7 protein-coding genes are annotated in these 15,357 nt (G+C 73.1%); all 7 read left to right on the forward strand.

The genetic code is table 11. From position 1 onward, the window contains the following. The first annotated feature begins 2 nt into the window (after positions 1-2). The 7 genes from OG622_RS20965 (at position 3) to OG622_RS20995 (ending at position 15,336) form a co-directional block, all read left to right on the forward strand. Positions 3-6,410 carry a beta-ketoacyl synthase N-terminal-like domain-containing protein gene (locus tag OG622_RS20965; protein ID WP_371578055.1) on the forward strand — a complete coding sequence of 2,136 codons (6,408 nt, stop codon included), beginning with the start codon at positions 3-5 and terminating at the stop codon, positions 6,408-6,410. After that, complete coding sequence (locus OG622_RS20970; protein ID WP_371578057.1) at positions 6,403-7,524, forward strand: DNA alkylation repair protein; 1,122 nt, start codon at positions 6,403-6,405, stop codon at positions 7,522-7,524. The genes OG622_RS20965 and OG622_RS20970 overlap by 8 nt, the downstream gene beginning before the upstream one ends. Further along, entirely contained in the window at positions 7,521-11,399 is a 3,879-nt protein-coding gene (locus OG622_RS20975; protein ID WP_371578059.1) for an aminotransferase class I/II-fold pyridoxal phosphate-dependent enzyme, read from the forward strand. The genes OG622_RS20970 and OG622_RS20975 overlap by 4 nt, the downstream gene beginning before the upstream one ends. Before the next feature lie 77 nt (positions 11,400-11,476). Next, positions 11,477-11,785 carry a hypothetical protein gene (locus OG622_RS20980; protein ID WP_371578060.1) on the forward strand — a complete coding sequence of 103 codons (309 nt, stop codon included), beginning with the start codon at positions 11,477-11,479 and terminating at the stop codon, positions 11,783-11,785. Further along, the gene (locus OG622_RS20985; protein WP_371578062.1) at positions 11,782-12,930 is read left to right on the forward strand and encodes a class II histone deacetylase; all 1,149 of its coding nucleotides are present in this window, start codon (positions 11,782-11,784) and stop codon (positions 12,928-12,930) included. Before OG622_RS20980 ends, OG622_RS20985 begins: the two co-directional genes overlap by 4 nt. Further along, complete coding sequence (locus OG622_RS20990; protein ID WP_371578063.1) at positions 12,923-13,768, forward strand: thioesterase II family protein; 846 nt, start codon at positions 12,923-12,925, stop codon at positions 13,766-13,768. Before OG622_RS20985 ends, OG622_RS20990 begins: the two co-directional genes overlap by 8 nt. Next, positions 13,765-15,336: an MFS transporter gene (locus OG622_RS20995; RefSeq protein ID WP_371578064.1), complete on the forward strand. Its 1,572-nt coding sequence runs from the start codon at positions 13,765-13,767 to the stop codon at positions 15,334-15,336. The genes OG622_RS20990 and OG622_RS20995 overlap by 4 nt, the downstream gene beginning before the upstream one ends. Positions 15,337-15,357: the final 21 nt, after the last annotated feature.

Consider the following 15,357-nt stretch of genomic DNA (forward strand, 5'->3'; position numbering starts at 1 on the left):
CTGTGAGCGAGCCCGACAGCCGTATCGCCGTGATCGGCATGGCGGTACGGCTCCCGGGGGCCGAGGACGTCACGGACTTCGGGACCCTGCTGAGGCACGACGGGGTCGAGGTCGACGAGGTCCCGCCGAGCCGCTGGCACCGTGAGCTGTACCTCGGGGACGGCGCCCACCAGGGCACGCATCACCGTGGCGCCTTCCTGCTGGACCCGTTCTCCTTCGACCACGCGGCGTTCGGCATGACCGCCGAGGACGCCGTCCTCCTCGACCCGCAGCAGCGCGTGATGCTGGAGGTCGGCGCCCGGGCCCTGGAGGACTCCGGCTACCTGGGGACGCGTCGGCGGCTCGACGCGGGCGTGTTCGTCGGCGCCCGTATGAACGGCTACGGGTTCGACCACGGACGTGGCCCGGGCCCCGACGGCGCTCGGCGTCCGGTCGGCGCCCCGGCACCCGGCCCCGCCGAGGAGCCGCGGGCCGCCTCCCTCTGGGGCCGGTCGCAGAACTTCATGGCGGCCTGGCTGTCCGACCGGTTCGACCTGTCGGGCCCGAGCCTCGTCGTCGACACCGCGTGCTCGTCCTCCCTGTCCGCCGTCTGGCTGGCCTGCCAGAGCCTGACGGCGGGAGCCTGTGAGCTGGCCGTCGTCGGCGCGGTCGACCTGCTGATCGACCCGCTCACCTTCGTCCTGCTCTCCCGCACCGGAGCCCTGTCCCCGGACGGCCTGTGCCGGACCTTCGACCGCAGGGCCGACGGCTACGTACCCGGCGAGGGAGCCGTCGCCCTGGTCCTGAAGCCGATGAAGGCGGCACTGGCCGACGGCGATCCGGTTCTCGGCGGCATCGCCGCGACCGCCGTCAACAACGACGGCCGCACCATGGGCGTCACCTCGCCGAACGTGGAGGCCCAGGTCGAACTGCTGGGCAAGGTGTACGAGCGGATCGACCCGGCGACCGTCCAGTACGTCGAGGCCCACGGCACCGGCACCGCCATCGGCGACCCGATCGAGGCGCGGGCGCTCACCGAGGTGTTCGGCCGGCTCGGCGTGCCCCGCAACTCCGTGGCACTCGGTTCCCTCAAGCGCCGCATCGGTCATCTGCACTCGGCGTCGGGCCTGGCGGGACTGGCCAAGGTGCTGGTCATGCTGCGCGACGGCATCGTCCCGGCGCTCACCGTCGAGGAGCCCAACCCCCGCCTCGGCCTGGCCGACAGCCCCTTCCACCTCCCCGCCACGCACGGACCCTGGCCCGAGACGCCCGTGCGACGGGCCGCGGTGAGTGGCTTCGGCTTCGGCGGGACGAACGCGCACGTCGTCGCCGAAGCCGTCCCCCCGGTTCCGCGCGCGCGGAACCACACCGGCGGGCAGCCTCACGCGGTCCACCTCCTACCCCTGTCGGCCGACACCCCGTACGCGCTGCGGGAACTGGTCGCGCAGTGGACCGAGTTCCTGCCCACCGTGACCGACGACCTCGACGACGTGTGCGCCACCGCGCGGCTGGCCCGTCCGCACCGCACCGAGCGGGTGGCCGTCTCCGGGGCCGACGCCACGGAGCTGACGTCCGCCCTGCGCGCATGGCTCCTGCGGTACGACGCCGCCGACACCGCCGCGCCCGGCCGGCTCGCCGTACGCGTTCGTCCCCGGGAGGACGAGGCAGCGCCTGCCTGGCTCGTCGCCCTCGACCGCTCGGTGCCTCCCGTGCACGAGATCATCGGCCGCTTCGAGACGGCGACCGGAGCGCGCCTGGCGGACTTCACCGGCGAACTGCTGCGCATCAGCGGGGGCGTCGCCCTCACGGTGGCGCTGCGCGACGCGGGGCTGCCGGACAGCGCGGTGGACCTGCCCCCGGGGTGGGCGGCGATCCGGGACTTCGCCTGGGGCCGCGTACCGCTCGAAGAGGCGTTGGCGGACGTCCTGCGCCACGACGGTGACCCGGCCCCCGAGGCCGCGCACGAACCCACCGCCGACGCCGACCTGTGTGCCCTCCTGGCCCGGGCGCACGACGGCCGGGACGTGGCCGAGGTGCTCGCCGCGATCACCGCCGACCTCTTCGCGGCGGGCCGGGACATCGACTGGGCCGCCCGCCAAGGGGACAGGGCGTGGCGCAAGCGTCTGCTGCCGTCGGCCCAGCCGGGCGGCCGGGCCCTCGACCTGCGCGAGCCCCGGCGCTCGCCCGAACCCGGCACGCCCGCGGAGCTCGTACGGGACGAGGGAGCCGCCGGATACGTCTTCGCTCGGGTCTTCGGGCCGGGTGAGGCCCCCCTCGCACAGCACGCCGTGTACCGCAGGATCATGCTGCCGGGCGTGGCGTGGTTCGAGTTCCTGCGCGAGGGTGCCGCGCTGCGCGGCGAACCCTTCCACGGCGTACGGGACCTGCTGTTCCACCGCCCGCTGATCCCGTCCGGTGCGTGCCGCGTGGTGTGCCGCGTCGACGCGCGGGGGCTGTTCACGGTGGAGGACGACCGGAACGGCGACCCCTTCGTCACCGGCCGGCTGCTGCGCGAGCCCGCCGCCCGGCCGGCCCCCGTACCCATCGCCTCACTGATCGGTTCCTGCGCGGACGTGCACGCCGGATCGGGTCTCTACCGGTGGTTGCGGCGGATCGGCTACCACCACGGCCGCTACTACCGGAACATCTCCTGGGTGGCGGGCCTCCCGGACGGCGGCACGCTCGCCCGGATCGAGGGGCGGCGCCAGTGGGAGATGAACCCGCCCGGCGTCCAGCTGTTTCCGGGCCTGCTCGACAGCGTCACCATCGCCGCGATCGCCCCGGACAACCCGGTGTTCGGTGCCGCCGAGGCGTCCGCGTTCATTCCGCTCTCGGCGGGCCGGGTGGACGTCCACGGCCCGCTGGACGACGCCGCCTACGTCCGCACGGAGATCGCTTTCTGGAACGAGGAGGCCTGCCGTGTCACCCAGACGGTGACCGACGCGGCGGGCCTGCCGCTGCTGGTCTTCGGCGACATGTCGTCCAAGCGGGTGCCGCAGGAGGCGTTCAGCGGGGAGGGGGCGACGGCGCGGCCCACCGCGGCGGCACCGCCGCCGGCCCGGACGGAGGCGCCCTCGGCCACGGCGGCCGAGGCACCCGGCCGTGCGGCTGCGGTGGAGCCCGCCGGTACGGCGACAGCGGCCGACGGTACGACAGCGGTGGCGGCCGGAGACACGGCCGCGGCGGCGCCCGCCGGTACGGCGGACACCGTCGCCGGCGGTACGGCCCTGACCGCGCCCCGCGACACCACCGCCCTGCCTCCCACCCGCCCCGCCCCCGCGACGCGCGGCGACCGGCCGAGGATGCCCGGGCGGGTGCTCGACTGGTTCCTGGAGCTGACGGGCACCTCCGCGGACGACGCCGACACGGAGTTCCTGTCCGCGGGGTTCGACTCGGTCGGTCTGGTGTCGCTGAGTGAGCGGATCTCCCAGGAGTTCGGGCTGTCCCTCTACCCGACGGTCTTCTTCGAGCACCCCACACCCCGCCGGTTCGCCGAGTTCGTCCTGACCGAGGCCCCGGACCGGGCCGCCGCACTGGTCCCGTCGCCCCGCCCGGCCGACGAGACGTCCGCACCCGCCGGGCCTCCCGCGGCCGACGAGCCGACCACCGCACCCCGAACACCGGCCGACCCGACCCCGGCGCCCCGCCCGCACACCACAAGGCCCGCGACCCCCGCCTCACCCACACCCGACCCCGTACCCGCGCCCGACCTCCACCCCACCCCCAACCGCTCCCCCGCGTCCGTGCCCACACCCGCCACCCCCCGCTCCCGAGACATCGCCGTCGTCGGCGCGGCGGTCCGTCTCCCCACCGCACGCACCCTCACCGACTTCGCGGGCCTCCTGCGCGAAGGACGGGACACCGTACGCGCGCTGCCCGACGGCCGCTGGAGCCGGCCGCCGCACGGACCCGCCCCGCACGCTTCGTTCCTGGAGGCCGTGGACGAGTTCGACCCGGGCCCGTTCCGGATCTCACCCCGGGAAGCGCCCCTGATCGACCCCCAGGCGAGGATCGTGTACGAAACGATCTGGGAGGCCCTGGAGGACGGGGGACGGGCGGGCGAGCGGGCCGAGCGCAGCCGTACCGGTCTGTGGATCGCGTACAGCCACGACCACTACCACGAGGAGCGCGCCCGCCACGGCGTACCCGACGGCCGGGGCCTGGGCCTGGAGGCGATGATCGCGAACCGGCTGTCCTACCTGATGGACTGGCACGGCCCGAGCGCACTCGTCAACACCCTCTGCTCGTCCTCGCTGGTGGCCGTGCACACGGCCCTGCAGCACCTGCGCGCCGGGGACATCGACACGGCGGTGATCGGAGCCGTGCACGCCGCCATCAGCCCCGAGTACTTCCGCTCCATGGGCGATCTGATGGCCCTGTCACCACGGCACCGCTGCCGTGCCTTCGACAGCACCGGCGACGGCTTCGTCCCCGGTGAGGGCGCGGTCGCCGTCGTCCTGCGGCGTCACGACGACGCCAGGCGGGACGGCGACCGGATCCGGGGCCTCGTCAAGGGCGCGGCCGTGAACCACGGCGGCCGTACCACCCGTTACTCCGCCCCGAGCCCCCGCGCACAACGGGACGTCATCACCGCGGCGCTGAAGGACGCGGAGATCTCACCGGAGACGGTCGGGTTGCTGGAGGCGCACGGCACGGGGACGAGCCTCGGCGACCCCATCGAGATCGACGGGCTGACCCGGGCCTGGCGCGAGCACACCGATCGGGCGCAGTTCTGCGCGATCGGGTCGTTGAAGTCGAACATCGGCCATCTGGAGCCGGCGGCCGGCCTGGCGGGTCTGGTGAAGGCGTTGCTGGCGATGGAGCACGAGGTGATCCCGCCGACGCTGCACGTGACCCGCCCCAACGACCACATCCGATTCGAGGAGACGCCCTTCTACCTCGCCGACCGTCCGCAGGCGTGGCCGCGTGGCGGTCATCCCCGGCGGGCCGCGATCAGCGCGTTCGGCATGGGCGGTGTCAACGCCCACGTCATCGTCGAAGAGCCACCGGCGGTGCCCCGGGACACCCCTCTCCCGCAGGACAGCCACATCGTGCGAGTCGGCGCGGCGGACGAGGCCACCCTGCGCGACCTGGCCGGAGCCTACGCCGACCAGTTGGCCGGCACCGCCGAGGACCGGCTCGGCGACTTCGCCCGTACCGTCAACACCGCACGGACCGCCCACCGGTACCGCACCGCGGTGCACGGCACCACGGCCGGCGAACTGGCCGCCCGGTTCGCGGAGGTCGCCTCGGCCACCACACCCCCGACCCGGCATACCCGTACGACGACGACCACCGCCTTCCTCTTCACCGGGCAGGGCTCGCAGTACGCCGGTATGGGCCAGGGGCTGAGGGCCACCGAGCCGCACTTCCGCGACGCGCTCCAGGAATGCGCCGACCTGCTCACCCCCTGGACCGACGTGCCCCTGCCGGACCTGCTGTACGGCGACGCCCGGCACCTGCTGGACCAGACCCGGTACGCGCAGATCGGCATCGTCAGCGTCCAGGTCGCCCTGGTGGCGTCCCTGCGGGCGGCCGGGGTCCGGCCCGACGCCGTCGCCGGGCACAGTCTGGGCGAACTGACCGCGGCCTGGGCGGCCGGGGTCCTCGCCCTGCCCGACCTGCTGCGGCTGACCGCGCTGCGCGGCGAGCTGATGCAGGCCCAGCCCGCCACCGGAACGATGGCCGTCGTCCACACCGACGCGCACACTCTGATGGCCGAACTGGCGGCGTACCCCGGCCTGGAGATCGCCGCCCACAACGCGCCGCGCGTCCACACCGTCAGCGGCCCGGAAGAGGTGATGGCCCGCTTCCGCCGGGAAATCTCCGCCCGCGTACAGCCCCTGACGGTCAGCCACGCCTTCCACTCGGCGGTGATGGAACCGGCCCTCGCCCCCTTCGCGGACGCCGTGGCCGCCACCCCGCTCGCACCGCCCTCGATCCCCTTCGCCGGCACCCTCACCGGCACCTGGCACAGCGACGTCACCGCCACCGACCCCGGGTACTGGGCCCGGGCGATCCGCCGCGCCGTCCGCTTCAGCCAGGCCGTCACCACACTGGCCGAGACTGACCCCCACACCGTCTGGGAGATCGGTCCGCATCCGCAGCTGGTCCCGCTCGCCCGCGCCACGCTCACCGAGGAGCGCCCCGACCTCGACTGCGCATGGATCACCACCCTCCGGCGGGGCCGTGAGGACCAGCCGCAGTTCCACGCCGCGCTGACGGCCCACCACAACCACACCGGCACGGACCTGAACTGGACCGGCCTTCACCACGGCAAACACCAGAGCGTCACCACCGTCCCCGGCTACCCCTTCCGGCGCCGCCGGTTCTGGATCACACCCGGCACGCCCGCCGCACCGGGCCCCGACACCACGACCACCGACAGCACCCATCCGCACGAGACGAAAAGGCCCGAGCACCATGGCTAGCGAATACGGACTGAAGCGACACTTCAACGGTGAGGCCGCGCGCCTCATCGGCGGCAAGGTCCGCGCCGTCCACGCCGAGTTCGACGTCGAGGGTTACGCCGCCGAAGTCGAACAGCGCATCCCCGACAAGGAACTCAAGGACCGCGTCCTCGTCCTGACCGAGGGCCTGCGCACCCGGCTCCCCGAGGACTACCCGGCGGCCGTGGCCGTGCTCGTGTCGATCCTCGGCGACGAACTCGCCGAGGGCGAGGGCATGTTCAACACCAGCTGGTTCCTGATGCCGGTGGCCAGGTTCGTGGAGGAGTACGGCCGGGACCACCCCGAGGTGTCCCTGGACGCCATCGAGGAGATCACCCGGCGCCACACCGGCGAGTACGCCATCAGGCCCTTCGTCGAGCACCACTACACGATGACCATGAAGCGCGTCGCGGAGTGGGCGACCAGCCCGAGCCACAACGTACGGCGCCTCGCCAGCGAGGGAATCCGCCCCCGCCTGCCCTGGGCCCGCACCCTCGACGTCTTCGTGAAGGACCCGCAACCCCTTCTGGAGATCCTCGAACCCCTGCGCAGCGACCCCTCCGAGTACGTGCGCAAGTCCGTCGCCAACAACCTCAACGACATCTCCAAGGACACCCCCGGCCTCGCGCTCGCCACCGCGCTGCGTTGGCTGGAGGAGAGTCCCACCCCCGAGACGAACTGGATCGTGAAGCACGCCCTGCGCACCCTCGTGAAGAAGGGCGACCAGCAGGCCCTGGCCATTCTCGGGGCCACGGGCGGCGAACTCGTCCAGGTGACCGACCTGCGCGTCACGCCCGGTGCGGTGGCCGTCGGGGACACTGTCGTCATCGACTTCACCGTCGAGAACGCCGACGACCGGGTCCACAGCGTCACCGTCGACTACGTGGTCCACCACGTGCGCAAGAACGGCCGCAGCATCCCCAAGGTCTTCAAGCTGACGACCCTCGAACTCGCCGCCGGCGAACGGCGGGTCGTGCGGAAGGGCCACACCCTCAGGGAGGTGCAGACCCGCCGGTACTACGCGGGCGAGCACGCGGTCGACATTCAGGTGAACGGCCTGGTCAAGGCCACCGAGCGGTTCGGCCTACGCACATGAGCGGCACCCGGGTCCACCTCGCCGCCACCGATCCGCTGGTCCTCGACCACCGGATCGGTGACACCCCCGTCGTCCCGGCCGCCGCCCAGATCGACGCCCTGCTGACCGCCTGCGACACCCGACGGCCCGACCGCGTGTGGACGCTGGAGAACGTCACCTTCCGCGCACCGCTGCGGGTGACCGGGCCCGGCGTCGACCTGAGCGTGGTCACGGCCGACGACGGGCGGTACTCGCTGCGTTCGCACCCGGCCGACGGGGGCGGCGTGCCGCTCGAACACAGCACGGCGCACGCCAGTGGCGTCCCCCTGCCGCCGCCCCACTACGTCGACCTGACCGGGCTGCGGGCCGACTGCACGCGGTCCGTCCCGTTGACGGACGTGGCCGCGTGGCGGCGGGCCAGCGGCATCACGTACGGGCCCGCGTACCGGACGATCCGGTCCGCGTACCGGGGGCAGGACCGGATGCTGGTGGTCCTGCGCGCGGACGACGACCTGCACGGGACCCGGTTCGTGCCGCCACCCCTGCTCGACAGCGTCTTCCAGGCCCTGGGCATGCTCGACGACGGAGCCGCCGGGGCGTGCCTGCCGTGGTACGTGGGCCGGCTCGTGGCCCGCCGGCGGATCTCCGGCACGGTCCTCGCCCTCGTCGAGCGGGACGCGTCGGCAGGGTCCCGGGGCGGCGCCGTACGGGGGAGGGCCACCGTCTGCAACCAGCAGGGCGAGGTGCTGCTCGAACTGGACCGCATCACCCTCAAGTCACCGGCCGCACCTCGGCCCCCCGGAGCGGTGGGTGAGCGGGCCAGGCCGGCCCGGTCGGCGAACGGCTCGATCGAGACCGTCGTCTGGCGCGGCACCGAACCGGCCGTCGTCCCCCGGGCGTCCGAAGCCCCTCTGCTGCTCATCTCGTCGCAGCCGCTACCGGGGCCGGAGGGCCGGACCGTCGTCCGTCTGACGACGGAGGAGCTGACCGAGGAGCGCCTCGCGGACGTGCTCGACGGGACGCCCGTGGGCGCGGTGCTGTACGCCGCACCGCGCGGCCCGGCGGGCGAGGAGCGGGTGAGGGAGGCCCTGCAGGGTGTGTTCACCCTGGTACGGCGGCTCGCGGCACATCCGCCGATGCCCGATCTGCTGATCGTCACCGCCGGGGCCCACCAGGTCGCGGGCGAGGAGAGCGTCGACCCCTTCATGACCTCTCTGTGGGGACTCGGCCGCACCCTGCGCGTGGAACACCCCCGCTCCACCGTCCGTCTGGTGGACCTGGAGGCCGGTGCCGCGCTCACGGCGACCGCGCTGGAGGACGTACTCGGACAGGCCGAGCCGGAACTCGCCCGCCGCGCGGGCGGCTGGTACCGGCCCGACCTGGAGCCGAGCGGGCGCGCACCGGAACAGCCGTCCGGCAGCGGCGCGCGGGTTCCCCGGTTCCGTGACGGACGCTTCCTCATCACCGGCGGCATGGGCGGCATCGGTCTGCGGGTCGCGGAGTTCCTGGCGGCCGAAGGCTGTGCCCGTCTGACCCTCGTGGGCCGGACCGTCCCGGACGCGGGGGAGACGCGGGCGCGGCTCGACCGGCTCGGTGCCCTCTGCGAACTGGACACCGTGGCCGCGGACGTCCGTCGTCTCCCGGAGGTGCTCGACGGCGCCGAACGCTACGACGGCGTGTTCCACGCCGCCGGCGTGCTGCGCGACGGCCTGGCCCGAAACCTGACGCCGGAGCAGGTCGAGGACGTCCTCGGCCCCAAGACCGGCGGGGTGCACGCGATCGCCGAGCTGATCGCCCGCAGCGGCCCCCCGGACTTCGTCGCCCTCTTCTCGTCCGTCGCCTCCGTACGCGCCAACCTCGGGCAGAGCTCCTACGCGGCGGCCAACGCCTACCTGGACGGCTACGCGGCCCGCAGACGCGCCGACGGCGAGCCCTGGTTCAGCCTCGGCTGGGGGCTGTGGAACGTCGGCATGGGCGAGGGCATCGCCCCGAAGGCCGCCGCGCACGGCGTCCCGGTCCTCACGGCGGACAGCGGAGTCGCCCTGCTGCGCACCGTCCTCGGCCGCCCACCCGCCCACTACGTCCTGTCCGCCGCCGTCGACGCGAAGGAAGAACCCATGACCGCCGTGACACCGGAACGCGGGCTGTGGCTGTCCCTGACCACGGCTCTGACGAACGTCCTGCACGTCGACGATGTGGCGCCCGAGGACGATCTGCTGGAGCTGGGCCTCGATTCGATGATGGCGGTCGAGCTGGCCGCGTCCCTGTCCACTGACGGCTTCGAGGTCGACCCGATGGTCTTCTTCGAGCACAGCACGGTCGGCGCGCTCGCCGACCACCTCCAACTGCCGGCCCCTACGACCACGCCGGCCCAGGCCCTCGCGGCTCCGACCCCTGCGGCTCCGGCTCCCGTCCCTCCCGCCGCCGAGAGGGAACGGCCGGCGCCCGCCGCCGCGCGCCCGAGCACGGCCGACTCCTTCGTCCCCGACTGGGACCGCTTCCGCGCCCCGGAACCCGCCGCCCGCCCCGAGGACAGCCCGGCACCCACCCGCCCCCTCCCGGCGGGCCGGCGCACAGCACACCCCACGAACGCGCCGATTCCCAGGGCGACCACATCCCGGACCGCGCCGGCCCCCGAGGCACCCCGCCCCACCGCCCGCACCCCCCGACGCACCCTCCCCGGCCGCCTCTCCAGCAGGCCCGACGGCACCTTCCTGGACCGGCGCATCGACGCCCTGTCCGTGGAGGACCGCGTGGTCGTCGCCAAGGACGAGTACTTCTACGAGCCCGTCATCGAGGAGGCCCGGGGCGCCCGCATCAAGTTCGACGGCCGCTGGTTCCTCAACTTCGCCTCGTACAGCTACCTCGGCCTCATCGGACACGGCTACATCGAGCAGCAGGCGCTGCGTGCCGTGGAGAGGCACGGGACCGGCGCCCACGGCGTACGGCTCCTCGCGGGCACCCTCCATCTGCACCGCGAACTGGAGCTCACCCTCGCCCGGTTCCTGGGCACCGAGGACGCCGTCGTCTTCTCCAGCGGCTACATGACGAACCTGGCCACGGTGGGCGCGCTGGTCGGCCCCGGCGACGTCATCATCGGCGACGTCTACAACCACGCCAGCATCCTCGACGGCTACCGGCTGTCGGGCGCCAAGGTCCTCACGTACGCGCACAACGACCTCGCCGACCTGGAGCGCGCCCTGAAGAAGGCGGGGGACGCGGGACGGCTGGTGGTCACCGACGCCGTCTTCAGCATGGACGGCGACGTGGCCGACCTGCCGGGCATCGTCGAGCTGTGCGAGCGGTACGACGCCCCGCTCATGGTGGACGAGGCGCACAGCCTCGGTGTGCTCGGCCGTACCGGACGCGGCATCACCGAGCACTTCGGCATCGACCCGGCCCGCGTCGACGTGAAGATGGGCACGCTGTCCAAGACCGTGCCCAGCGCGGGCGGTTACATCGCCGGATCGAGCGACCTCGTCTTCGCGCTGAAGAACAACGCGCGGGGCTGGATGTTCTCCGCCGCCGCGACACCGGCCCAGGTGGCGGCGGCCAGGGCGGCGATCGAGGTGATCGACGCGGCACCGGAACTGCCCCGCGAACTGCGGGCCCGGACCGCCCGTTACCGGGAGCAGCTGCGGGCTCTGGGCTTCGACACGCTCACCGGTGAGACACCGGTCGTGCCGATCATCTGCCGCAGCGCCGAGCAGGCGGGTGCCATGGCCCGCGCGTGTCAGCTCGACGGGCTGTTCGTCCAGCCGATCGTCTACCCGGCGGTGCCGCGGACGCTGCCGAGGCTGCGGACGATCGTCAACCTCAGCCACTCGGAGGCCGACCTGGACACCGCCGTCGCGACGCTGGAGAAGGCCGGCCGGGCCTGCGGCCTCATCACCTGACCACGGAACCGACACGACACGACGGTAGGGCACCACGGCACGTCGCACGACCACACGACGACCAAGGGGGAATGGACATGACGGACTTCGACCAGACGGCGTTCTTCTCGGCGGTACTGAAGACCATCGCCTCGACCCGCAGCCACGGCACCGACCGGGACGAGCACACCAAGGGCGTGGTGGAGCCGGCGGCGCGTATCCGCTCCGTCGAGGAGGGGGCCGGAGAGCGGCGGCTCACCTCCGGCGAGACCGGTGAGGTGCTGGACCTGCTGGACTCCACGTTCCGCGCCAAGCGCACCCCGGACGAGGAGCGGGAGTACTACCTCCAGTACATCGAGAAGGTCTCTGGCGTCAGCCGGGCCTCACTGGGTGTGTCCGCCTGGTGAACACGTCCGACCTCGCGTGGTTCAGCCACGAGATGTGCTTCTGGCACGACCCCGGGCCCGGCTCGGGGTACGTGCCGGTGGGTCCGGGCGTCGAACCGCTCCGCCAGTTCGCGGTCGACCCCGATCTGCGCCGGGCCGAGGGACTGGTCCAGTTGTCGGGCGTGATGGACCGGTACACCCGCGTCACGCCGGCGCCCGCCTCGGACGAGGACCTGCTGCTGGTGCACGTGCCGGAGCACATCGAGCGCGTCGAGGCGGTGTCGGCGTCCGGCGGGGGTGACGCCGGTGTGTACGCGCACGTCAACTACCACAGCGCACAGGCCGCGAGGCTCGCCGCGGGCGCCTCGGTACAGGCCGTCGAGCAGGTCCTGGACGGGCGGTTCCGGCGGGCCTACTGCCTGGTCCGCCCGCCCGGCCACCACGCGGAACCCGACCGGGCCATGGCCCTGTGCCTCTACAACAACGTGGCCGTCGCCGCGCGGGCCGCGCAGCGCCGCGGGGTGGGCCGGGTGCTGATCCTGGACTGGGACGTGCACCACGGCAACGGCATCCAGCGGGTGTTCTACGACGACCCCGACGTGCTGTACGTGTCGATCCACCAGGACGGGCTCTTCCCGGCGGCGTCCGGCCTCGTCATGGAGACGGGTACGGGCGCAGGCAAGGGCAGCACGCTCAACGTGCCGCTGCCCCCGGGGACGGGGCACGACGCCTATCTCGCCGTCGTCGGTCGGGTCGTGGAACCCGCGGCCCGTGCGTTCGGACCCGATCTGATCCTGGTCGCGGCGGGCGTCGACGCGAGCGGCCACGACCCGATGGGCCGCATGATGTGCACCAGCCGGACGTTCCACGCCATGACGTCGGCGATGTGCCGGCTGGCCGACGAACTGACCGGGGGCCGGATCGTCTTCGTCCACGAGGGCGGCTACTCGGCCTGGTACCAGCCGATGCTCGTCCTGGGCACGGCGAGCGCGATCGCCGGCCTGCCCGCCCCGCAGGACCCGTTCCTGCACTCCCTGGACCATCTGCCGGGCCAGCGTCTGCAACGCCACCAGAGCCGGGTGATCGAGCACCTGGAGGCCCGTCACCCGCTGCTGGCCCCCCACGTGACCGACACCTGCCCGGGACGGGGAGCAGCCGATGGGTAACTGGTGGATGACCGTCGGCGCCGGCGCCCGCCCGGCGCCCCGGTTCCGTGTTGTGGCCTTCCCGCACGCCGGCGGGTGGCCCTCCGCGTTCCGCTCCTGGTGGCAGCTCCTGCCCGCGGATGTCGAACTTGTCGTCGCCCAACTGCCGGGCCGGGGCGCCCGTATCAAGGAACGGCCCCTGACCCGCGTCGAGCCCCTCGTCGACGCGCTCGCCCGGGACCTCGCGGACCTGCCCGAGCTGCCGTACGCGGTCGTCGGCCACAGCTTCGGCAGCGTGCTGGCGTACGAACTCACGCGGCTGATGGAGCAGAAGGGGCTCGCACCGGGCTTGCTGGCCGTCTCGGCACGTCAGCCCCCGTGCTTCCCCGACGAGCCGCCCTTCGCCCACCTGAGAAGCGACGCCGAACTGCTGGAACACCTGCTGGACATCGGCGGTATGACGCCCCAGCTGATGAACCGGGCCGATCTCGTCCAGCCGTCGCTGCGCGCCATTCGCGCGGACCTGGAGGCGATGGAGCGGTACGAGCGGCCGCTGTCGGGCACCGGCGTGCCCATCCTGGCGCTCGGGGCCGTCGACGATCCCGTCGTCGTCGCCGAACGGCTGCACCTGTGGTCCCTGGAGACGAGCGGCGGTTTCAGTCGGCTGATGTTCACCGGCGGTCATTTCTACCTCTACGAGCCCGCGCACGCCGCGGCCGTCGTCCACCGCCTGGTGGCCGGCCGTCCCGGCGCACCGCATGCGGGCGTCCCGGACGAGGGCCATGTCCCTGGTCCGCCCTGCCTCCCGGCACCCGTTCCGGGCGGCGATCCGAAGTACCCCTTGAAGGAGACAAGTTGAGCACCATCACCGATACCCCCCACCAGGCCGGACCACGGGAGTGGCTGGGCCTGGCCGTGCTGGCGCTTCCCACGCTGCTGCTGTCGATCGACGTGAGCGTGCTGCACCTGGCGGTTCCGCACATCAGTGAGGGCCTGGACCCCTCGGCCTCCCAGATGTTGTGGATCATCGACATCTACGGCTTCCTGATCGCCGGCTTCCTGGTGACCATGGGCACGCTGGGCGACCGCGTCGGCCGCCGGAAGCTGCTGCTGATCGGCGCCGCCGCCTTCGGTGTCGCCTCGGTGGCCGCCGCCTACGCCGACAGCCCGGCCGCGCTGATCGCGGCGCGCGCGGCTCTCGGCATCACCGGCGCCACCCTGATGCCCTCCACGCTGGCACTGATCAGCAACATGTTCCGCGACGCACGGCAGCGAGGGGTGGCCATCGCCGTCTGGGTCACCATGTTCTCCGTCGGCATCGCACTCGGCCCGGTGGTCGGGGGTGCCATGCTGGAGTACTTCTGGTGGGGGTCGGTCTTCCTGCTCGGCGTGCCCGTCATGGCGCTGCTGCTGGTGGCGGGCCCCTTACTGCTGCCGGAGTACCGCGACGAGCAGGCCGGCCGGGTCGACCTGGTCAGCGTGGCGCTGTCCCTGGCGGCGATCCTGCCGGTGATCTACGGCCTGAAGGAGATCGCCAACGACGGGGTGTCCGCGCTGCCGCTGCTGGCCCTCGTCGCGGGCCTGGTCGTGAGTGCCGTGTTCGTCCGCCGGCAGCGCACCCTGGAGAGTCCGCTGCTGGACTTCCGCCTGTTCGGCAATCCCGCCTTCCGTACGTCCCTGGTGACGCTGCTGCTGAGCATGCTGGTCGCGGGCGGCACCTATCTGTTCGTGACGCAGTATCTGCAGCTGGTGGGCGGGCTGTCGCCGATGAAGGCCGGCCTCTACCTGCTGCCCGCCGCCTTCGCGTTGATCGTGACGGCCGTCGTGTCCCCGATCGCCGCGAGCAGGTTCCGGCCCGCGTACGTCGTCGCCGTCGGCCTGTTCGTGTCGGCGCTGGGCCACGTCATGCTGGCCCTCGCGGACAGCACCTCCGGGATCGCACAGGTCGTGACCGGCTTCGCCTTCGTGTACGCCGGCGGCGGCCCGCTCATCGCGCTGGGCACCGACATCGTGGTCGGATCGGCGCCGCCCGAGCAGGCCGGGTCCGCCGCGGCCATCTCGGAGACGAGCACCGAGCTGGGCATGGCGCTCGGCGTGGCGATCCTCGGCAGTGTCGGTACCGCTGTGTACCGCAGCGGCGTGGACGTTCCCGCCCAGGTCCCGGACGGTGCGGGTGACACGCTCGCCGGGGCGCTGGAGGCGGCGAAGGGCCTGTCGTCGGACGTGGCCGCGGCGTTCGCCGACTCGGGCCGGGCCGCCTTCACCGACGGCATGAACGTCATCGGAGTCATCGGGGCGCTGGTGGCGCTCGGGACGGCCGTGCTCGTGGCGGTCGTCATCAAGTTCCCTCCCACGGGAGCGGCCGAGGAGCCGGCCGGGGAGTCCGCCGAGGGCCCTGCCGCGCCCGCGCGGCAGACCGCCTCCTGACCCGGGAGCGCCTGTCCGCCC

It is taken from the genome of Streptomyces sp. NBC_01314, from assembly GCF_041435215.1.
In the GTDB taxonomy this organism is placed as follows: domain Bacteria; phylum Actinomycetota; class Actinomycetes; order Streptomycetales; family Streptomycetaceae; genus Streptomyces.